Genomic DNA, 22,014 nt, shown 5'->3' with positions numbered 1-22,014 from the left:
AGCCTGACAAAAAAACGGTCGTGCGGAGCAGCTCCGCACGACCGTTTTTTTGTCAGCCGGGCGCGGACTACACAATATCGTAATACGCCCCTAACGAAACGATAACGCCCGCGGTAGCCCCGTGGGCGTCGTCGTGATGGACCTTTGTCGCGCAATCGACAACTCAGGTTCGCCTCTATGAAAAAGCTTGTACTCCCGCTGTTCCTGGCCCTGGCTGCGGCCGCCGCGCTGCCCTCCACCGCCCTGGCGCAGAGCACCTGCCCGGCCACGCCCACGCCCATTACCATCACGGGCACCATCACGACCAACACCACCTGGACCAGCAATAACATTTACCTGCTAAGCGGCTACGTGTACGTGGCCAATGGCGCCACGCTGACCATTCAGCCGGGTACCATCATCAAGGCCGACAAGACGCCCACGCCGGGCGGCGTGCTGGTGGTACTGCAGGGCGGCAAGCTGATTGCCGACGGCACCGCTGCCCAGCCCATCGTATTTACCTCGAACCAGCCCGCTGGCAGCCGCAACCGCGGCGACTGGGGTGGCATCGTGATTTGCGGCCGCGCGCCCATCAACCAGCCCGGCAGCCCGGCCGTGGAGGGCGTGCCCAGCGCCACCTTCGGCGGCACCGACGCCAACGACAACTCCGGCGTGCTGCGCTACGTGCGCATCGAATACCCCGGCGTGGCCCTCTCGCAAAACAACGAAATCAACGGCCTGACGCTGGCCGGCGTGGGCGCGGGCACGACCATCGACTACGTATCGGTATACGCCTCGGGCGACGACTCCTTCGAGTGGTTCGGGGGCACGGTGAATGCCAAACACCTGGTGGCCATTGCCGCCACCGACGACGACTTCGACACGGACTTCGGCTTTACCGGCAAGGTGCAGTACGCCGTGACGGTGCGCGACCCCAACCAGGCCGACGTATCGGGCTCGACGGCGTTTGAATCGGACAACGACGCCAACAGCTCGACCCTGACGCCGATTACGGCCCCGGTTTTCTCCAACGTCAGCGCCTTCCTGACTAACCCCTCGGTAGCGGCCAACTTCACCCGCGCCATGCACCTGCGCCGCAATTCGCAGATTTCCATCTTCAACTCGGTGCTGACGGGCTGGCCCGTAGGCCTGACCCTGGACGGCTCGACCACCCAGGCCAACGCCACGAGCGGGGCGCTGGTGCTGAAAAACAACGTCATGGCCGGCATGACGACTGACTTTCAGTCGGCTTCGCCCACCACCTACAACGTGCAGGGCTTCTGGGGCGACGCCAGCCGCAGCAACACGACCTACGCTAACATCAGCAGCCTGGGCCTGAACGCGGACAACTTCACCATCAACTCGGCCGCGGCCAGCACCAACTCCTCGACGGCCCCGAACTTCACGCTGCCGGCCGCCTCGCCGCTGGTATCGGGCGCGGCCTTCACCGACGCCAAGCTGGCCGGGGGCTTCTTCGAAAACGTGGCCTACCGCGGCGCGTTCGGTCCCTCGGGCAACTGGACGGCCGGCTGGACTAACTACAACCCGCAGAACACCTGCTACAACGTAGCTGGCGTAACCTCGGCCAAAGCCAAGTCCGCCGCCGTGCAGGGCCTGAGCGTGTACCCCAACCCCACGGCCGGCGCCAGCCAGCTGAGCTTCACGCTGGCGCGCCCCGCTGCCGTGACGGTGCGAGTGCTCGACGTGACCGGCCGCACCGTGGCCACCGTGAGCCAGGACCGCACGCTAACCTCCGGCGAGCAGCAGCTGGCCCTGCCCGGCAATCTGAAATCCGGCCTGTACACGGCCACCGTGCAAACCGGCGAATCGGTGGAAGCTGTGCGCTTCGTGGTGACGCAGTAATTACCAACCGTCCGGTTTTAGGCTTACCCCCTTATCCTTATCCACCAGCGCGGCGGTCCGTTTCCGAAAGGAGGCGGGCCGCCGTCGTTTTAGCGGTTGAGCCGCTGGCCGCCGCGCCGATTCCGCCGCTGATTGCCGAACTTGCCCGTTGTCGGCCTTTTCGCGGCCCCGCTTACCCCATGCCCCACCCGCCGCTGCCCCGCGTGCTCATGCTGCCCAAGTGGTATCCCCACCGCTACGACGACCAGGACGGTGACTTCGTGGCGCGGCACGTGGCGGCCATTGCCGGGCACGCCGAGGTGGCCGTGCTGCTGGCCACGGTGGCGCGCGCCCGCCTGCCCCAGCTGGCCGTGTGCGAAGCCGATTGGGATGGGCCCTGGCCCACGCTGCGCTACTACTACCGGGCCCGCATCACCGGCCTGGCCCCGCTGGACAAGCTGCTGAAGCTGCTTCTCTACTTTGCCTGCGTGGCCCACGGCTACGGGCAGCTAAGCCGCCGCTGGGGCCGCCCGGCGCTGGTGCACGTGCACGTGCTGCTGCGCACCGGCGTGGCGGCCTGGCTGCTCCGGCTGCTGACGGGAATTCCCTACCTCGTCACCGAGCACTGGACGCTGTATCTGCCCGAGCGCAGCCACCTCATCGGCCCGGCGCGGCGCTGGCTGACGCGGCTGGTGGTGCGCGGAGCAGCGGCGCGCCACACCGTGTCGCAGGCCCTGGGCGACGCCATGACGCGGCTGGGCTTCACGAGCCGGCGCGAAGTCGTCATTGCCAACGTGGTCGATACGGCCCTGTTTCGGCCCGTCGAGGCCCCTACCCTGCCCGAGCCAAATCGGCCACTGCTGCACGTATCGGCCTTCCATGATTCGGTGAAGAACCTCTCCGGCGTGCTGCGCGTGGTGGCCGGGCTGCGGCACGAGCTGCCCAACCTGCGCCTGCGTGTGGCCGGCTACGGCCCCGACGAAGCCCGCCTGCACGCCTACGCCGCCGAGCTGGGCCTGCTGGCCGATGGCACGGTGACGTTTCTGGGCAAGCTGCCGCACCCCGTCGTGGCCCACGAAATGCAGCAGGCCGCCGCGCTGGTATCGTTCAGCCGGGCCGAAACGTTCGGCTGCGTGCTGCTGGAGGCCCGGGCCTGCGGTTGCCCGGTGGTGGCCACCCGCACCGGCGGCGTGCCCGAGCTGTTCGAGCCCGCCGGCGCCTTCGGCCTGCTGGTAGCCCCCGACGACGAAGCCGCCCTGGCCGCCGCCCTGCGCCGGGTGCTGACCGGACAACTCCCCCTGAACCCGGCCGCCCTGCGCGCCGACGCCGACCACCGCTGCAGCCCCGCCGCCGTGGGCCGGGCCTTCGCCGACCTGTATAGCGCCATCCTAAGCGCATCCCAAGCCCCCCGATGAACCTGCCCCGCCTGCTGCATACGTTCGTGGCCCGGCTGGGCGTGGCGCTGCTCAACTTCGGGGTGGTATGGCTGACGGCGCGCTACCTGGGCGCGGCCGGGCGCGGGCAGGTCAGCCTGTTCGTGACGGACATGGCCCTGAGCCTGCTCTTCATCGGGTTGCTCGGGGGCTCCTCGCTGATTTACCTGGCGCCGCGACGCAGCGTGTGGCACCTGCTGCTGCCGGCGCTGGCCTGGGCCACGGTGGTGTGCGCGGCGGGCAGCGCCGGCATCTGGTTGTGGCGCGGCACCGGCTGGGCCTACGCCGCGCACTTGTTCGGCGTTTCGTGGCTGCAGGCGGCGTTTTCCATCGTCACGCTGCTGCTGCTGGGCCGCCGCCGGGAGCAGAGCTTCAACTACCTGAACCTGGCCCAGGCCGGGCTGCTGACGGCGGGCCTGGCGGCCGTGTTTCTGGGCCTGCAGGTACGCCTGGTGGCCGTGTACTGGTGGGCCAGCTACCTGGCCTATGGCCTGCCGCTGCTGGCCGGGCTGCTGCTGCTCGCCCGCCTGCCCGACCGGTGGCGGCGCCAGCCCGGTGAGCTGCGCGAGGTGACGCGGGAGCTGGCCAAAAACAGCCGTGGGGCGCACCTGGCCAACATCCTCTCCTTCCTCAACTACCGACTGAGCTACTACTTCCTGGCGGCCCTGGCCGGTCCCAAAGCCGTGGGCGTGCTGTCGGTGAGCGTGGCGCTGGCCGAGGCCATCTGGCTGATTCCGCGCTCGGCGGCGCAGCTGCAGTACGTCGACGTGGTGCACGCCGACGACAAGCAGGCCCAGGCCCGGGCGCTGGCGCGCACGGCCCGGCTCACCTTGCTGGCCACCGGGGCGGCGGTGCTGGTGCTGGCCCTGCTGCCCACGCCCCTGCTGGCGGCCGTATTCGGAGCCGAGTTCGGCGCGGCCCGGCCGCTGCTGGCCCTGCTGGCCCCGGGCGTGCTGATTTTCAGCCTGAACATGCTGCTGAGCAGCTACTTCGCCGGGCTGGCCGCCTACCGCACCAACAACCTGGCCACCGGCGCCGGCCTGGTGGTGACGCTGCTGGCCAGTGCCCTGCTGATTCCGCGCTTCGGGGCGGCGGGGGCCGCCCTCAGCTCCACCCTCTCCTACTTCACGTCCACCGCCTGGCTGCTGCTGGCATTCCGGCGCCACACCGGCATCGGCCTGGGCCGGCTGCTGCCCGGCTGGGCCGACGTGGCAAGCCTGCCACGGCTCCTGAAAACCGGGGAGCTGTCCGCAGAAGCTGAGGATGTGCCCCGGCCCGCAGCGGCCGACGAATCGGCGGTGCGAAATCCGGCTCAGCCCTGAACCGGCGCCGGTTGCCAACGACGTGGGTCCGAGGCGGCCGTTGCTACGCCACGAGCGGCCGCACGCTGACTTCAAAGGCCCCGGGCGCGGCAAAGCGGCTGGGGACCGAAGCGGGCAGTGGCGCGGGACTGTAGAGGGCGCAGAGCGTGTTGCCGACAGCGTACAGCTGCCCGGGCGCGGTGGCGGGCAGGCCGTCCAGAATGCCGCTGAGCACTTCCCAGCGGGGCACGCCGGGCTGCCGGGCCGCGTCGTGCCACACCACCACCGACTGCGGGTGCAGCAGCTCACGGAACACGCGGGCGGTGTCCTCGCGCACGGCTTCGTAGCTATGGTCGCCGTCGATGAACACCACGTCGAAGGGCCCGAGGCCGCGGTAATCGAAGGTGACGGAATTGCCTTGCAGGTGGGTCACGTTGGCCAAGGGGCGCGAGAAGTGACCGTGCAGGGCAATGTACTCCTCGGGCAGCTTGAGGCGGCGCAGCTCCTCATCGGACAGGTTGAGCGTGTGCACCGAAGCAGCTACTTCGGCCACGGCGGCGGCACTTTCCCCGCGCCAGGTTCCGATTTCGAAGTACTTCGCGGCAGCCCCGGCGCGGCGCACCAGGGCGCGTAGCAAGAGCAGGTCGGTGGGCAGGGAGCCGCCCTCGCCGAAGGCAAAGGGGCGCAGCACGTCGCCGCCCGGCGGCAGCAGCGGGCGCAGCGGCGTGACGGGCAGGCCGCCCTCGGGCGTGAGCTGCCAGCGGGCGGCGTGGCGCAGGGCGCGCTGCTGCCACTGGGCCTCATCGGCGGTGAGCACCACGTTGAGCAGCCAGGGGTTGCGCACGAGGCTGCCGAGGGCGCGCAGGGTTTTGGAAAAGCGGGACAAACGGTAAAGTGGTGAGATGGAGAACTGGTGAAGTGGTGGGTTGCTGTCCGGGAGGCGTGGTGCCGCGCAGGCAGCGCAATTGGCCCGCCTACCCTTTCATCAAGCTCGCCACTTCATCGCCTAGCTGATGGGCACCTTGCGCAGCATGGCTTCGATGAGGTCCTGGGTGCGCACGCCGTCGGCTTCGGCTTCGTAGGTGAGCATGATGCGGTGGTTGAGCACGTCGGCGGCCACATCCTTGATGTCCTCGGGCAGCACGTAGTCGCGCTCGTCGAAGAAAGCTACGGCGCGGGCGGCCCGGTGCAGGGCAATGCTGGCGCGCGGGCTCACGCCGTACTGCACGTACTGGGCAAACTCGGCCAGGTCATACTCGGCGGGCTTGCGCGTGGCAAAGACCAGCTCGATGATGTACTTCTCCAGCGTGTCGGAAATCTGCACCTGGTTGATCAGCCCGCGGATGCCGTTGATATCGTCTTTGGTGAGCACGGCCTGCACGTCGCTGCGGTACGAGAGGTTGGCCATGCGGCGCATCACCTCCAGCTCCTCGGCCTTCTTGAGGTAGTCAACGAACACCTTCATCATGAACCGGTCGACCTGGGCCTCGGGCAGCGGGTAGGTGCCTTCCTGCTCCACTGGGTTTTGGGTGGCCAGCACCAGAAAGGGCAGATCCAGCGGAAACGTGGTGTCGCCGATGGTTATCTGCTTTTCCTGCATGGCCTCCAGCAGCGCCGACTGCACCTTGGCCGGGGAGCGGTTCACCTCGTCGGCCAGCACCAGGTTGGCGAAGATGGGGCCCTTCTTCACCTCAAAATCGGAAGTGGCCTGGTTGTAAATCATGGTGCCCACCAGGTCGGAGGGCAGCAGGTCGGGGGTGAACTGCACGCGCTGAAAATGCAGGTGCAACACCCGGGCCAGCGTGCTGATGGTAAGTGTTTTGGCCAGCCCCGGCACGCCTTCGAGCAGGATATGACCGCCCGTAAAGAGGCCGATGAGCAGGCGGTTGAGCATGTACTGCTGCCCGACGACCACCTTGCCCACTTCGGCCGTGACCTGCCGGATTTTCTCCTGGTAATGCTGGGTGAGGTCCTGGGGGCTGGATTCGGGCATAGAAAGGCTGGGTGACCGGAGGCTAAAGGTACGAGCAGCTACCGGAAGCGGCTGCGTGCCACTAGCGAATTTGTAACCGCTCGGTGGCGGCCCGCCGGATTTAGAAAATATCAATGATTCAGGGAACAATCTTGCCTAAATGACGGCATTTAACCAAGATTACCGTTATCCTTTTCAGCTAAGCTATGACTATATCCTGAAGAAAAACATCCGCAAACGTTTGTAAACCAATACATAATTCGAGAAATAGGCTTTAGCTACCCTTGGTACTATATCCAGGTATCATACTTATTCCCGCTTTTGAGTTTCACGGCTTCCATTGCCTTTTCATTTTCTCATTTTTTTCCACCTCACTGTATGCTCAAATCTTTACTCGCGGGCCAGCCCACATCCTGGCCCACCCCATTGCGGACAAGGCGGTGGCGGGCTCGGCGCACGCTGCTGGCCGCTCTTCTCTGGCTGCTCACCTGCGGCTCGGCTTGGGCGCAGGCTAACTTGTACACTTTCAGCCAAAGCACGGGCACCTACACGCCCATTACGGGCGGCACGGTGGCGGGCACGGCCACGGCCGGCAGCAACTTTTCGCTGGACGACAGCAACTTCACGCTGGCGGCGGGCACCATTCCTTTCACTTTCACCTTCGGTGGTACGGGCTACACCGGCTTGGTCATCAACACCAACGGCTACGTCACGTTTGGCAGCACCGCACCGGGTGTCAGCGGTTACGTACCGCTTTCGGCCACTACCGGTTATGCGGGCGCCGCGGCCGCCATTGGGCACGACCTGGTGGGCGACGCCACGGCGGGCAACCTCGGCCAGATTCGCTACGAAACCGTTGGGACGGCCCCGAACCGGAGCTTCGTGATTCAGTACACGAACTTCAAGCGCTACGTCTCGGCTATTCAGGCGGATAACCTCAACTTCCAGATTCGGCTGAACGAGACGAGCAACACCGTCAGCTTCGTTTACAATACTGTTACCGTCGCCTCGACGACTACCGGCCTGCCCCAGGTGGGCCTACGCGGCGCCTCCAACGCGGTGTACGTGAACCGCACGACGACCACCAACTGGAGCGCCAGCACGGCTGGCACGGCCAACACCGCCACCATGACGCTGAGCAGCACGGTGCGCCCCGTCAGCGGCCTGACTTACACCTTCACGCCACCCGCGCCCTGCACGGCCCCGCCCACGGCGGGCACCGCGGTGGCCAGCGTGGCCAACGGCTGTGCTTCCATTGCCAGCACCACGCTTTCCCTCACCGGCTCGGCGACGGGCACGGGTGTGACGTACCAGTGGCAGCAGTCGGCCACGGGCGCGGCTGGCTCCTACACCAACGTGAGCGGCACCGGCACCAACGCCACCTACACCGCCACGAACGTTACCTCGACCACCTACTACCAGGCCATTGTGACCTGCTCGGGGCAGTCGGCCACTTCCACGTCGGTGGTGGTAATGGTAAACTCCGCTACCCCGGCTTACGCCGCCCTGCCGGTGACGGAGGGCTTCGAAAGCTGGCTCAGCCGCTGCGGCAACAGCGAAGTACCCGGCAACAGCTGGCGGAATACGCCCCTCACCGGCGACAACTCCTGGCGCCGCAACGACCAGGGTTTCAGCACCGGCGGCTGGCGCTATCCCGGCGATGAGCCGGCTCCGTATCTGGTCAGCAGCAGCCAAGGCAGCTACTCGGCCCGCTTCCACAGCTTCGGCACGGCCAGCGGCGGTGTCGGGTCGCTGGATTTGTTCGTGGACCTGAGCGCGGCCGGCACCAAGACGCTGACCTTCGACTACATCAACCCCACCGGCACCGACAAGCTGGACGTGCTACTCAGCTCCGACGGCGGTGCCACCTTCAGTGCCACCCCGCTGCTGACGCTGGGCACGGCCAGCGCCTTCGGTGGCCAGTCCGTTACGTTCCCGGCCTCTTCGGCCACCAGCGTTATCCGTTTCCGGGCCACTTCCGACTTCGGCAACGACGACATCGGTTTCGACAACCTGCGCCTGCAAGTGACGCCGTCCTGCCCGGGCGTGGCTTTCCTGCCCACCCGCAACATCACCAGCAACGCGGCTACCATCCGCTTCGGCGCGGTGGCTGGGGCTACCAGCTACACCGTCAACTACACCCCCGGCGGCTCGCCCATTACCGTCAACACCGCCGATACGGTGCGCCTGACCGGCCTGACGCCCTACACGGTGTACACCGTCACCGTCACCACCAACTGCGGCGGCGGGCAGAACGGCACGGCCACCACCAGCTTCCGCACCGGCATCGGCAATGATGAATGCAGCGGCGCGGTGGCCCTGACCCCAGGCGCGCCCGGGGCCAGCTGCAACACGGCTACCTACACCACCAGCGGCGCCACGGCTTCCGCCGTCACCAGCCCCTGCACCACCATTGCCGACGGCGACGTGTGGTTTTCCTTCGTGGCCAGTGGCCCGCGCCACACCATCACGGTGGTGCCCACATTCGACTTCGACGCCGTGATTGAGCTGCGCTCGGGTGCCTGCCCGGGCACCAGCGTCAGCTGCCAGAACGCCTCCACCAGCGGCGGCGGCGCGGGCACGGAGGCCCTGGTGGCCACCGGCCTGACCAGCGGCCAGACTTACCTGGTGCGCGTGTACAGCGCCCTGGCCGGGGCCGGCAGCGGCAACTTCGACATTTGCATCACCACGCCCGCCAACTTGCCCTGCGCCCAGGTGACCAACGCCGTGGTGACGAACACGGGCAGCACGAGCACGGCCAGCACCGCGTCGCTGACGTTTGACGCGGCTGCCGGGGCGACGAACTACTTCTTGACGCTGGCGCCCACGGCGGGCGGCACCACATCTACGGCCACGTTGGCGGGCAGCCCGGTAAGCCTCACCGGCCTGACGCCCAATACCTCGTACACCATCACCATCAGCACGAACTGCTCGAACGGTGGTGCCTCGAACCCGGTGACGGTGGTCTTCACCTCGCAGGCGCCGCCGACTCCGCCGGCCAACGACGAGTGCGCCACGGCCACGCCGATTACCAGCATTGGGGTGGGCAGCTGCGGCACGGCCGTGGCCGGCACCAACGCGGGCGCCACCGCCTCCTCCACCACCGGCACGCCCGCCCCGGGCTGCGCCAGCTACAGCGGCGGCGACGTGTGGTACTCGCTCACGGTGCCCGCCAACGGCATCGTGCAGGTGGAAACCAATCAGGGCAGCGGTACCAGCCTCTCCGATACCGGCCTGGCTCTGTACTCAGGTAGCTGCGGGAACCTCACGCTGCTGGGCTGCAGCGACGACGAGGGCGTGGACGCCTTTTCGCTGCTGCGCCGCACCGGCCTGACGCCCGGCGCTACCATCTACGTCCGCGTGTGGGCGTACGATAACAGTACGACCGGCACCTTCAGCATCTGCGCCCAGACCGACCCGGCCTGCGCTCCGCCCACCAGCGTAGCGGCCAGCGCAATTACGTCGACCTCGGCCAGCATCGGCTTCACGGCTTCGGCATCGGCTGCCACTTATAAGGTGCGCTACCGCATGCAGGGCGACACGACCAGCGTGGTGGTAACGCCCGCCCCGACGGCTTCGCCGGTGCTCCTCTCCGGTCTGACGCCGAATACCCAGTACACGGTGACGGTAAGCAGCAACTGCTCGGGAGGCCTGACGGCCGCCGCTTCGTCCATTACTTTCACCACCCTGCCTGCGCCGCCGGCCAACGACGAGTGCGCCACGGCCACGCCGATCAGCAGCATCGGGGTGGGCAGCTGCGGCACGGCCGTGGCCGGCACCAACGCGGGCGCCACCGCCTCCTCCACCACCGGCACGCCCGCCCCGGGCTGCGCCAGCTACAGCGGCGGCGACGTGTGGTACTCGCTCACGGTGCCCGCCAACGGCATCGTGCAGGTGGAAACCAGCCAGGGCAGCGGCACCAGTATTTCCGATACCGGCCTGGCCCTCTACTCGGGCGCCTGCGGCAGCCTTACGCTGCTCAGCTGCAACGACGACATCAACAGCGGCACCAACAACTTCTCCCGCCTGCGCGTCACCGGCCTCACGCCTGGCTCGACCATCTACGCCCGGGTGTGGGAGTACAGCAACGACGCGTTCGGCTCCTTCAGCATCTGCGCCCAGACCGACGCGCCCAGCCTGACCGTGAGCACCCCGCAGAACGTGCAGGGCACCTACACCAACGTGACCATCACCAGCGGCGGCGCCGCCCGCCTGACGGGGGCGCTGACGGTGACGGGTACGCTGACGGTGCAGGACGGCGGCATTCTGGCCACCAACTGCCAGCCCATCACGGGCACGGGTAGCTTCGTGCTACAAGCCGGCGGCCACCTGCGCATCTGCGACGCGGCCGGCATCAGCCAGAGCGGCGCTACCGGCGCCATCCAGCTGACGGGCACCCGCACCTTCAGCAACGACGCCATCTACGTGTACAACGGCACCACCACCGGCCAGGTAACCGGCCCGGGCCTGCCCAGCCGCGCCCGGGCGCTGGTGGTGCGCAACGGCAATGGCCTCGGCCTGAGCGGCGCCCTGCAGCTCAGCCAGGGCATCCTGCTGAACGGTGGCGACCTGGCCACCGGCGGCAACGCCCTGACCCTGCTCAGCTCGGTGAGCGGCACGGCGGTGGTGGTGAACCGCAACGGCGTCGTGAACGGCCCGGTGACGGTGCAGCGCTACATCGACCCGAGCCTGAACAGCGGCCCGGGCTACCGCCACTACTCGGCACCGGTGAGCAACACCACCGTGGCCGACCTGGCGACCAGCGGCTTCGCGCCGGTGGTGAACCCGGCCTACAACAGTTCGGCCACTCCGAACCTGGTGACGCCCTTCCCGACGGTGTTCGGCTACGACGAAAGCCGCACCCAGACCAGCCCGGCTACCACCTACAGCCCCTTCGACAAAGGCTGGGTTTCGCCCGCCACTTTGTCGGACCCGTTGACGCCCGGCCAGGGCTACACCGTCAACATCAGCGCCTCGCAGACGGTGGATTTTGTCGGTACGCTCAACAACGGCCCCGTTAACCGCTTGCTGGTACGGACCACCGCCGCCGGGGGCTACCACCTGGTAGGCAACCCGTACCCCGCGCCCATCGACTGGAGCAAGTTGACGCTGCCCGCCGGGCTCGAAAACGCCATGTACGTGTACCAGAGCACCTCGCAGTACGGCGGGGTGTACCGCAGCTACGTGAACGGCTTCGGCAATCCGCGTATCGCCTCGGGGCAGGGCTTCTTCGTGCACATGACCCAGAACGGTGCGACGACGCCGTTTACCTTCACCAACGCCCTGCGCGATACCAGCTTCGTGACGGCGCCCAGCTTCAACCGGGACGTGGAAACCCGCCCGGTGGTGAAGCTGACGCTGGCCCGCCCCGGTGCGGCCATGGCCGATGAAGCCTACGTGTACTTCGAAAACGGGGCTACCGCGGGCTTCGATGGCTCCTACGACGCCCTGAAGCTGCAGCACAACTCGGGCGGCGTGCCCTCGGTGTATGCCCTGGCGGCCGGCACCGAGCTGAGCATCAACGGCCTGCCCGCCCTGACGGCCCGCACCGTGGTGCCGCTGGGCATCGACGTGCCCCAGACCGGCAGCTACACCTTCGAGGCGGCCCAGTTGCTGAACCTGACCACGGCCACTGTGTACCTGCACGACGCCGTGACCGGCCAGTACCTCGACCTGCACCAGCAGCCGCGCTACGGCTTCACGGCAGCCACCGCCGGCCCGCTGACGTCGCGCTTCGAGCTGGTGTTTGAGCCCCAGCGCCCCACGGCTGCGGCTACGGGCCTGTCGGCCGCCAGCGTCACGCTGTTCCCGAACCCGGCGCACAGCAGCTTCGCGCTGCTGGTGCCGGCCGTGCCGGGCGCCACGCAGGTCCAGGCAACGCTGCTCAACAGCCTGGGCCAGGAAGTGCGCCGACAGACGGGGGCCTTGCCCGCCAGCGGCACTCGCCTCGACGTGAACGTGACTGGCCTGGCCACCGGGGTGTACACCGTACGCCTACAGGCTGGCAATGCGCAAGTCACCAAGCGTCTCGTTATCGAATAAGCCACCGCACAACGGGCCGGCCCCGCCTGGGACCGGCCCAGTGCCTATTTTCTCCTCCGACTCATGAAGCTTCTCCACCACTTTTTCCCGGCCTTGGGCTGCTTGGCGCTGGCGCTGTTGCTACCGGCCGCCGTTCTGGCCCAAGACCCTGGCTCGGGTGGCCCTACGCCCGGCGCCCCCGAACCCACCGCTGTCCCCCTTGATGGCGGCGCCTCGCTGCTGCTGGCCGCCGGCGCCGCGTACGGCCTGCGCCGGCTGCGGCGCGCCTCGAAGGCTCGCTGAGCTACTTCCGCTTCCCGCCTTCTCCAACGAGCCCGCAACGCCCCTGGTGTTGCGGGCTTTTTGCGTTGTATCGCGCGCAGAATCCCCCTCAGGGCACGGCCAGCCCCGGGCTGAGCGGTAAACGCATAGGCCTTCGAGGCGCCGGCCGGGTACCAGCGCCACCAAGGCTACCCTGCCGTCGGCTCCCCCGCTGCGTCCAGGGCTTGCGTCAGCGCTTCGGCTTCGGCCCGTAGGCCGGCCAGGCGGGCGCGCAACAGGGCCAGGGGCGCGGGGCCGCTACGGTCTTCCAGTTCGTTGAGGGCCGCGTTGCGTAGCCGGTCCCACGTGAGTTGCTGGTCTTCGCGGCGGCGCGGAGGCATTGGGGCATCGGCCTCGGCGGCAGCCAGGGCGGCGGGCAGGGTTTCGGCGGCCACGCGGTGCATGGCCACGGCGGCTCGCTCCGGCAGTTCATACTGGAGGCGGAACTCGATGTTTTGTACCTGGAGCTGACAGAAGGCTAGTCGGCGGCGCAACGGGGCCGCAGCCAGCGGCACGGGGATGGTCGGGGCCGTGAGCAACGGGGCCAGCTTGCGCAGGCGAAAATGCGCTTCGGCGGGCAGAGGCCGCGTTTCAGCTCCGGCCTGCGCCACCTGCACCTGCCTAATGCCCAGCAGGCCGGCTACCTGGCCTGGGTGAACCCAAAATGGTAGCGCACCCGGGAAAGCAGGTTGGTGGCCCGGGCCAGCCGGTCACGGTATTTCATGGCGGGGCGAAGGAATTGTTATGATTATGGAAACGGCAAAAAATTTATAACAAGCCGTGGTTATACATTTTCAATCAGCTGAAATTGTATAACACCCCGCTAAGCACCTAGGTGGCCCGCCTCCCCCAAATGCTTCCCGCGCCTCTGCACTTCGCCCGGGCCCGCCGACCCTCTGTCGCGGACAGACGGCGCAAAACGACCAGCGCCAACTCTTGCCGGGCTCCTCTCCCCTGCCTGCCGGTTCGCCGCCAGCGGGGCAGCGGCCGGTGAAGGACTGCCCACCAAACAAAAAGCCCCGCCGGCAGAACCGGCGGGGCTTTTTAGCCTGGGAGAGTTTGACTACTCGCGCACGATGCGGCGGGTGTCGGTGCCCCCTTCAGTCACGGCGCGCAGCAAGTACACGCCCCGGGCCACCTGGCCCAGGTCGATAACCTGTTGCGTCTGGCCGGCGGCCACCTTGTGGGTGTACACCACGCGGCCCGTTGCGTCGAGCACCGTCAGTTCCACGGCCTTGGTGTAGCCGCTCAGCTGCAGGGTCAGCTGGCCGTTGGGCGTCGGGTTCGGGAACAGCGTCAGCGACGAGCCGGCCAGCGGCTTGCTGGTGGCCGTTACCGTCAGCGCGACCGAAGCCAGCGAAGCGCAGCCCTGGGCCGAGGTCACCACCACCGAGTAAGCCCCGGGGTTGGTCGTGCCGTTGGCGGTGTAGGTCTGGCTGGTGGCGCCCGTAATGGCCGTGGTGCCCACGTACCACTGGTAGGTGCCGCCCGTGGGGGCAGCGCTGGCCGTCAGCACAGCCGTGCCGGGGGTGGTGTACTGCACCGTCACCGTCGGCTGGGCCGGGCGCGGGCTGATGGTCACCGTCGCCGTGCTCGTCACGGCGGCGCAGCCACCGGCGGCGGCCACCGTGTTGGTCACGGTGTAGGTACCCGCCACGGAGTTAGCCAGGCTGATGGCCCCCGTGGTAGCGTTCAGGCTCAGGCCCGTGGTCGACGTGAACGTACCGGCCGTGGCACCAGTGCCGAGCGTAGCGGCAATGGTACCGGTAGCGCCGGCGCAGTTGCTGCCCGTAGCCGGGTAGCTGAACGTGGCCACCTGCGGAGCGGTAATCGTCACCTGGGTAGTCGAGGTGACGACCGCGCAGCCGCCGCTGGCCGCTACCGTGTTGGTCACGGTGTAGGTGCCGGGCGTGGAGGTCGAGGGCGTGATGGCGCCGGTGGTGGCATTCAGCGTCAGGCCCGTCGTCGAGCTGAACGTGCCGGCCGTCGCGCCGGTGGTCAGCGTCGGCGTCACCGCGGCCGTGGCCGAGGTGCAGTACGAGGTAGCGGCGTAGCTGAAGCCCGCCGTAGCCGGGGCCGTGATGGTCACCGTCGCCGTGCTCGTTACGGGTCCGCAGCCACCAGCAGCGGCCACCGTGTTGGTCACGGTGTAGGTGCCGGGCGTGGAGGTCGAGGGCGTGATGGCGCCGGTGGTGGCGTTAATCGTCAGGCCCGTCGTCGACGTGAACGTGCCGGCCGTCGCGCCGGTGGTCAGCGTCGGCGTCACCGCGGCCGTGGCCGAGGTGCAGTAGCTAGCCGAGGCGTAGCTGAAGCCCGCCGTGGCCGGCGTGGTCACGTTCACCTGAATGGCGGTGCGCGTGGCGCTGGCGCACTCGTTCGACACCTGCCAGTTGTAGAAGAAGTAGTAGTAGCCGCTGAGCGTGGCGCCCGTGATGTTCACCAGGCCACTGGCCGAGGCGTACGGATAGGCGGTAGCGGGCGTAGCCGTGGTGTAGTCCCGGATCAGGCTCGGCGAGGCCGCGCTCAGGTAGAGCGTGTAGCTGCCGGCGCTCGGCACGGCCAGGTTCACCGTCAGGTCGGTCGGCGAAACGCTGGCCGAGGTGTTGGCCGGCACGTTCACCGTCACCGAGCTGATGACGTTGGCCGCCGCCGTGCTGCTGCCGCTGAGCAACTGGATGGTCGCCGTGCCCGCCGCCGCATTGGCCGTGCGGTACACGGTCACCTGGCGGATGGTCAGCCCGTCGGTGGTGGTGAAGTACAGGCCACCCGTGGTGGTCGTGCCGTCACCGCCATTGGTGCTGGCTTTGCCCACCGATTCGCTTACGCCGCTGAAGGCCTCCACGAAGTACTGGCGCGAAGCCGTCAGGGCCGGCGTGGTGAACGAGGTGCCGGTAGCCAGGGCCGTGCCGCCGGTGCTGGCTTCGAAGAAGCGCAGGCTGGTGCCCGTGGGGGCCGTAGCCGTCAGCGTGGCGGTATTACCCGAGCACACGGTCACCGGGGTATTGGTGCTCGTTACCGTCGGGTTGGTCACCGTGATGGTCAGTACGTTGCTGGTGGCGGCCGTCTGGGCGGCGCAGCGCACCTGGGCGCGGTAGTAGCTCGTGGCGGTCAGCACCGGCGTGGTGTAGGTAGCCGCCGTAGCGCCGCTGATGTCCGTGAAGGTCACGTTGTCGGTCGACTGCTGCCACTGGATGCTGCCGTTGGCCGCGCCGGTCAGCGTCAGCGTTACCGTGCCGCTCACGCACACGTTGCGGCTCGAAGCCGTAGCGGTGCCGGCCACCGGAGCCGTTACCGTGCGGGTCACGGCCGGGGTCAGGCCGTCGTTGCTCGTGTTCAGGTCGCCGGTTACCGTCGCCGTCAGGGCGAAGGAGTAGGTGCCGGTGGCCGACATGTCCAGCGTGCCGGTCAGCGTCACGTTCTGGGTGGCGCCGGCAGCCAGCGTGCCCGTCGAAACGGTGCCGGTCAGCGTTTGCGCGCCACCGGGCGTGGTCACCACGGCCGTTACGGTAGCCGGGTTCACGGCGAAGTCCAGGGTCTGGGTGCCGTCGTTGCGCACGGTTACCGTCACGGCCTCAGCGGCCGAGTAGCAGCCCTGCGTAGCGGTGGGCGCGGCCAGGGCCGAAGCGGCCAGGTCGATAGCTACCGGGCTGTTCACGCGCAGGTTGTCGACGTGGAAATCGTAGTCCGGTCCGTCGTTCACGGTGCCCTCCGAAGCGAAGAAGGCCACGATGATCTGCTGGCCGGCGTAGCTGCCCAGGTTGATGCTGTAGCTGGTCAGCGAGCCGTTCGAGGGCTGGTTGGTGGCATTGAACTGCGCGAAGGCCGGAATGCGGGTGAAGCTCACGCCGCAGTCGGTGGAGATGCGCACTTCCACGAAGTCGTCGGTACCGGTCATGCCGGCCGGGTCGGCGGTGGTCGCGTTGTAGTCCGAAAGCCCCGCGTCGAAGGTCAGCACGGTCGAAGCCGTAGCCAGGAACTTGGGCGACACAATCCAGTCGTTCTTGCCCAGGTCGTAGAGGTTCAGCTTGGCCGTGGTGTTGCCCGTCGGCAAGGTGCCGTTCACCCAGCTCGAAGTAGTACCGGTGGGCACGGTGGCGCCGGTGGCTTCCGTCCAGCCCGGGAACACCGTGCTCAGGTTCGAGCCGGTGAAGCCGGTGAAGGTCACCACCTGGCCCTGAGCGGCTACGGCCGTCGCGGTGCGCGTAACCGTCACCTGGTCGTTGCCGGGGTTGCCGTCGCCGGTTACCGTGGCCGAAACGGCGAAGGAGTAAGCCCCAGCGGCCGACATGTTGAGCGTGCCGGGCAGGGTTACGTTCTGCGAGGCGGCGCTGGCCAGCGTACCGGTGCTGACGGTGGTCGTGAAGGTCTGGGCCGAGCCGGTCGGGGGCGTTACCACCACCGTCACCGTCACCGGGTTGTTGGCGAAGTTCAGCGTGCCGGCGGCCTGGTTGTTGATGCGCACGGTTACCGCTTCGGTAGCACCGTAGCAGCCGGTAGCCGCCGGGCTGATGAGTTCGGCCGCCGCAATGTCGAGGGCTGCGGGCGTAAACTCGTCACCGCCGATGTCCGGGGTCGTGGTGCTGCGCGTCTCGCCGTCGAAGTCCACCGTAATGCCGCTAACGGGCACGCCGGCGTTGTTCAGGTTCACGCTCTGCGCGTGCAGGTCGGTGGTCGATGCGAACTGCGGATTCACCGTCTTGGAGGTAGCCGGGGCATCCTGGCCGGTTTCGGTGTTCCAGGCCGCCAGGGTGGTGCGCAGCGTGCCGCTGGTGGTCAGGCTGCCGGTCTGGCCCACCGCGAAGGTCGAGCCGGTACCCACGAAGAAGTCGTTGTTCGACGAGGTCAGGCCCGCGTAGGCGCCGGCCGTGCTGCTGTAAGCCAGGCCGATAGCCAGGCTGTTGCCGGTGCCGGTGGTCTGGGTGTTCAGCAGGATGTTGTTGCGCACTTCCACCGTCGGGGTCGTGCCGCCAATGGCCAGCGCGAAACCGGGGTAGTTGCCGCCCGTCTGCGTGCCGGTCATCGACACGGAGTTGAACACCACGCGGGTGGTCGAGCCGCTGCCGCCGCCCACGAAGATGCCCACGCCGTAGTCGCCGCTGGTCCCGTTCGAGGACACGCCGGCCACGAAGTTGTTGTCGATGGTGGTGGTGCCCGAGGCGGCGCTGGCCAGGCCAATGCCCGCGGCCGAGTAGGTGCCCGTCTGGCGCACCGCGCCGATGTAGTTGCGGCTGATGGTGGCGTTGGTCACCTCGCTGCCGGTGAAGGTGCTGGTGGAGTACGCCAGGCCCATGCCCACGCTGATGCCGGCCACGTCGCCGGTGCCCGAGAAGTCGATGCCGTCAATGGTGTTGCGGCTGATCTGGATGTTGTTCTCGAAGCCCACCACGATGCCCACGCGGCCCAGCTTGGCGGTACCGGTGGCGTTCAGGTCGTTCTGCGTGATGACGGTGCCGTTGTTTTTCACCGCCGCGCTGGTGCCGAACGAGTAAATGCCGTACTGCGCGGCCTGCACTGCCACGTTCTGCACCGTGTTGCCGGTGTTGCCGGTGGTGTTGGCCGTGGCCGTCGTCATCACGATGCCCGCCAGCGTGGCGGCCGAGCCGCTGCCCACCACCGTCAGGTTCTTAATCGTGTTGTTGTTCGCGGTTTCCGTGCCCGACGAGGGAACCGTCACCAGAATGCCGGTGCTGGAGGTACCGGTGTTGGTGTTGGTGATGGTCAGCGCGCGGTTCGGGCGCGGGTCGGTGCCCGAAAGGGTGCCGCCGTTTGTGCCGTCGATGATGATGTAATCCGCGCCGTTCAGCGCCAGCAGGGCCGTGGCGTTGCTGCCGGTGATGGTGCTCGTCACGCCCGTGTTGGGCTTGATGGTGAGCGTATTCACGGCGCTGGCATCGGCATTCGGCGCAATGATGAGCGGGAAGGTTTCCGCCGTCGAGTACGTCGCGTCGAGCAGCAGGAAGGTGACGGCGCCGCCCAGGGAGTTGGCGTTGTAGGCCGCCAGGGCCGCCGTCAGGGTGGCGTACGTGCGCGTCGGGTCGGGCGAGGTGCCCGTGCCCACGTAGTACGTGCCCGACAGCACCGACTGAATCAGGTACTGGTACACCGTGTTCGGCGTGGTGGTGCCGGGCGGCGTAGCGCCGCTGCCGCCCACCGGGTTGGTCGATACGTTGCCCAGCGCGTCCTGCGCGGCCACGTAGTATTGCACCACATCGGAGCTGACTACGCCGCCCACCAGCGAATAATCGAAGGTGAAGGTGTAGCTGCTGCCGCTTACCGTGGTGGCATTCACCGACACGAACGCGCCGGTAGTGCCCTTGCGGAAGTACAGGCGCGGGGCGCTGGTGCCGGTGGCCACGCCGCTCGGGTCGGCGATGGTCACGGTCAGCGTGCGGTTGCTGGTGCTGGTCGTGCCGCCCAGGGCCGTAAAGCTGATGCTAGGGCCGCTCAGGTCCTGCGGGGTAAACGTGCCCTCGTCGGCGCCCAGATCGGGCGTGCTGCCGCTGCGCGTGTCGCCGTCGAAGTCGACGGTGATGCCGCTCACCGCCGTGCCGCTACCCTCGATCTGCGTGGGCGTGGCCGGGTTGATGTGCAGGAAGGTGGCGGCCGTGCCCGTCGTGCTCAGGAAGGGCGGGTTTTCCGTTACCGACAGCTGCTCCCGCGTGCTGATGTAGCCTTTGTAAGCCGTCAGCGTCTGCTGGGCGTTGGCCAGCGTGCTGGTGCCTTCCACGTAGATGACGCGGTTGGCCGCCGGCGTGCCGGCGTAGTACAGGTTATTGTTGGTGGTGCTGGCCAGGCTGGTGCCCGGCGCACTCACGTAGCGCAGCGCCGCCGTAGCGCCCGTAGCGCCGGGGGTGGAGGTATTCACCACCACGTTGTTGCGCATGTCCACCGCGGGCGTGGTCGAAGCCACGTAGATGCCCGAGCTGCCAAACGTAGTCGTCGAAGTCGACGAGGCGTTCAGGTACACCGTGTTGTAGTACAGGTTGGCGGTGGTAGCCGCGCCCACGTAGATGCCGCCCAGCGCCGCCACGCCGGTAGCGGCCGGAGCCGTCACGTCGCCGATCAGGTTGTTGCTGGCCGTTACCGTCGTGCCCGAGCTGATGTAGAGGCCGTAGGCCGTGCCGCTCGCGCCCGACACCGTCAGGCCGTAGATCTTGTTGCGCGAAATACCGACCGTGGCGCCGGTCAGGTTGTAAATGCCGTACACCGTGCCCGCCACGCTGCTGCTCAGCCCGCCAATGACGTTCTGGGCGTAGGTTTTCGTGGTGGTGGCTACCGGGTTGGAGTAGATACCGTACACCACCGACGAGGTCGAGGTGGTCGTGCCCGTGATGCTCAGGTTGGTAATCGTGTTGCCCGTCACCGTTTCCGAAGTCGGCGAGCTGGTATCGGCGTAGCCGTACAGCGAGGCGCTGCTCGTGCCCACCGTGGCAATGGTGTTGTTATTGATGGTGTTACCCGTCACCGTCGCCGCCGTCGTCAGGGCCTGAATGCACCACATCGTGCCGCTGGTGTTGGCCGTCGACCCGCCCTTGGTGTTGCCCGTCAGCTGGTTGTTGGTGATGTTGAGCGTGGCGGGGCTACCGCCCGAAATCATGTAGAACGAGCTGGTGCCCGGCACGGTGTTGTTGCTCACCGTGTTGCCCGAGATGGTCACCGTGCCCGCCCCGGCCGAGTTGTAGATGCCGTAGAACGTGGCCGCCGTGGCCGTAGCGTACGAGCAGTTCGTCACGGTATTGCCCGAGATGGTCACCGTCGCCGTCGAGGCGCCCATGCCGTTTTCGATGCCCGACATCTGCGACGTCGTGGCGCCGCTGGCCAGCGTGATGGTGTTGTTGGTGATGTCAACACTCGTGCCCGAGCCCGCGTTGCCGTAGATGCCGCGGATGGTGCTGGTCACCGTCGAAGCCGCCACCGCCGTCGAGGCCGTAGCCGACGTGTAGTTCAGCGTGCTGTTGATGGTGTTGTTCGAGGCCTTGAAACCCGTCTGGTAGTTGGCCCCGATGGCCCACGCCGACACCGAGCTGCCGAAGTTGCCGATGGTGTTGCCCGCGGCGCCGCCGGCGGGCGTCAGGCCCACTTGGTTGTTGGTGTCGTAGTTACCCGTGGTCGACGAGGTCGAGGCCGAAAAGTCGATGCCTTTCGTCGCGTTGGTCACCACGTTGCCGTACACCAGGTTGTTGGAGTTGGCGCCGGCCGGGCTCGTAGCCGCTACGGCCGTGCTGCTGGCCGTAGTAAACGAAACGCCCGCAATGCCGATGGTGGCCGTATTGGTTTTGTTCAGCGTCACCACGCAGTTGCGGATGATGTTGTTCTGCGCGCCGTCGGTGGCCGAGGCCCGCATCAGCACGTAGCCAAACTCCGTCTGGGTGGTGGCGGTGGTGTTGGCCGCGCTTTCCGCCACGTCGATGCCGTCGAAGGTCACGTAGTCGGCGCCCGAAAGGCGAATCACGCCGTCGAGGCTGGTGCTGGTGCCCACGCCGGCCGAAATCAGCGGGTTGGCCCCCGCCCCCGATTTCTGGAAGACGATGGGGTTGGCCGCCGTGCCGGTAGCCGTGATGGTCAGGTTGGCGGCCGTTTCGGTGTAGCCCGCGGCCACGTTGAACGTCACGCCGCCCGTGCCAACGCCCGCCGTGTTCAGGTCGGTGATGGCCGCGCTTAGCGAGGCATAGTCGCCGGGAATGGCTTTGGTTCCCGTGAGCTGGGCCCACGCCGACGAGCTGCCGAGCAACGTCAGCAGCATCGCCGCCAACAGCTTGGGCAACCAGTTTCCGGCGCCGGCCCCCGCGAACCGGCGCAGTCCGCCGGACTGCGCTGTGCGTAAAGGTGTGTGCATGAAAAAAGGGTAAGGTGGAAAAGGGAAAAACAAAAGCTAGCCCGCCGCCCGCAAGCAGACCATTCCGGCGTGAAGGCCGGATGAGGGTCGACTTGACAAACAGTCAGCTAGCCAGTAGTGTAAAACACTGAATTAGAGGTTACCCACGCGCCCTTGTTGAGTGCAGGGAATTTCCCGGAAAGCTACACAATGGTTTTGTATTTCTTCCGTGGATTCTATCGAAATTCGCCTAACGTTCAATTTTCCCCGACCAATACCCGTCACTTGCCGACTGCCGGCCCCCTCCCACGATTATGTGGCCGGCAGCGC

At 67.3% G+C, this 22,014-nt stretch carries 9 protein-coding genes; 5 read left to right on the top strand and 4 right to left on the bottom strand.

The features are described 5' to 3' along the window. Window positions 1-177: 177 nt before the first annotated feature. The 3 genes from FDY95_RS09695 (at window position 178) to FDY95_RS09685 (ending at window position 4,576) form a co-directional block, all read left to right on the top strand. On the top strand, window positions 178-1,842 hold the full coding sequence (locus FDY95_RS09695) for a T9SS type A sorting domain-containing protein (RefSeq protein ID WP_138077174.1): 1,665 nt from the start codon (window positions 178-180) through the stop codon (window positions 1,840-1,842). 179 nt (window positions 1,843-2,021) lie between these two features. After that, window positions 2,022-3,236, top strand: a complete 1,215-nt coding sequence (locus tag FDY95_RS09690; RefSeq protein WP_138077172.1) for a glycosyltransferase — start codon at window positions 2,022-2,024, stop codon at window positions 3,234-3,236. Next, on the top strand, window positions 3,233-4,576 hold the full coding sequence (locus FDY95_RS09685; protein WP_138077170.1) for a lipopolysaccharide biosynthesis protein: 1,344 nt from the start codon (window positions 3,233-3,235) through the stop codon (window positions 4,574-4,576). The genes FDY95_RS09690 and FDY95_RS09685 overlap by 4 nt, the downstream gene beginning before the upstream one ends. 43 nt (window positions 4,577-4,619) lie before the next feature. Here FDY95_RS09685 and FDY95_RS09680 read toward each other — a convergent pair whose 3' ends face one another. Both FDY95_RS09680 and FDY95_RS09675 read right to left on the bottom strand, forming a co-directional pair. Beyond that, a complete protein-coding gene (locus tag FDY95_RS09680; protein WP_171025613.1) occupies window positions 4,620-5,441 on the bottom strand; it encodes a class I SAM-dependent methyltransferase in 822 nt (273 codons plus the stop codon). A gap of 120 nt (window positions 5,442-5,561) precedes the next feature. Further along, window positions 5,562-6,548: an AAA family ATPase gene (locus FDY95_RS09675; RefSeq protein ID WP_138077166.1), complete on the bottom strand. Its 987-nt coding sequence runs from the start codon at window positions 6,546-6,548 to the stop codon at window positions 5,562-5,564. 357 nt (window positions 6,549-6,905) lie between these two features. On the opposite strand from FDY95_RS09675, the gene FDY95_RS09670 reads away from it, so the two are divergent. Together FDY95_RS09670 and FDY95_RS09665 are read left to right on the top strand one after the other, a co-directional pair. Continuing rightward, a complete protein-coding gene (locus FDY95_RS09670; RefSeq protein WP_138077164.1) occupies window positions 6,906-12,569 on the top strand; it encodes a T9SS type A sorting domain-containing protein in 5,664 nt (1,887 codons plus the stop codon). A gap of 63 nt (window positions 12,570-12,632) precedes the next feature. Beyond that, window positions 12,633-12,851, top strand: a complete 219-nt coding sequence (locus FDY95_RS09665) for a PID-CTERM protein-sorting domain-containing protein (RefSeq protein WP_138077162.1) — start codon at window positions 12,633-12,635, stop codon at window positions 12,849-12,851. A 167-nt stretch (window positions 12,852-13,018) separates the two neighbouring features. Here the strand turns inward: FDY95_RS09665 and FDY95_RS09660 are convergent, their stop codons facing one another. Both FDY95_RS09660 and FDY95_RS09655 read right to left on the bottom strand, forming a co-directional pair. After that, complete coding sequence (locus tag FDY95_RS09660) at window positions 13,019-13,408, bottom strand: hypothetical protein (protein WP_171025612.1); 390 nt, start codon at window positions 13,406-13,408, stop codon at window positions 13,019-13,021. A gap of 524 nt (window positions 13,409-13,932) precedes the next feature. Beyond that, window positions 13,933-21,705: a beta strand repeat-containing protein gene (locus FDY95_RS09655; RefSeq protein WP_138077158.1), complete on the bottom strand. Its 7,773-nt coding sequence runs from the start codon at window positions 21,703-21,705 to the stop codon at window positions 13,933-13,935. Between the last annotated feature and the right edge of the window lie 309 nt (window positions 21,706-22,014).

It is taken from the genome of Hymenobacter jeollabukensis (assembly GCF_005771675.1).
Lineage (GTDB): Bacteria > Bacteroidota > Bacteroidia > Cytophagales > Hymenobacteraceae > Solirubrum > Solirubrum jeollabukense.
This window is presented reverse-complemented; position numbering and strand designations above follow the sequence as displayed.

Excerpts from the sequence above, each read along its gene's own strand:
- FDY95_RS09695 (WP_138077174.1), top strand. The coding sequence starts at position 178 with ATGAAAAAGCTTGTACTCCCGCTGTTCCTGGCCCTGGCTGCGGCCGCC.
- FDY95_RS09685 (WP_138077170.1), top strand. The coding sequence starts at position 3,233 with ATGAACCTGCCCCGCCTGCTGCATACGTTCGTGGCCCGGCTGGGCGTG.
- FDY95_RS09690 (WP_138077172.1), top strand. The coding sequence starts at position 2,022 with ATGCCCCACCCGCCGCTGCCCCGCGTGCTCATGCTGCCCAAGTGGTAT.
- FDY95_RS09670 (WP_138077164.1), top strand. The coding sequence starts at position 6,906 with ATGCTCAAATCTTTACTCGCGGGCCAGCCCACATCCTGGCCCACCCCA.
- FDY95_RS09675 (WP_138077166.1), bottom strand. The coding sequence starts at position 6,548 with ATGCCCGAATCCAGCCCCCAGGACCTCACCCAGCATTACCAGGAGAAA.
- FDY95_RS09665 (WP_138077162.1), top strand. The coding sequence starts at position 12,633 with ATGAAGCTTCTCCACCACTTTTTCCCGGCCTTGGGCTGCTTGGCGCTG.
- FDY95_RS09655 (WP_138077158.1), bottom strand. The coding sequence starts at position 21,705 with ATGCACACACCTTTACGCACAGCGCAGTCCGGCGGACTGCGCCGGTTC.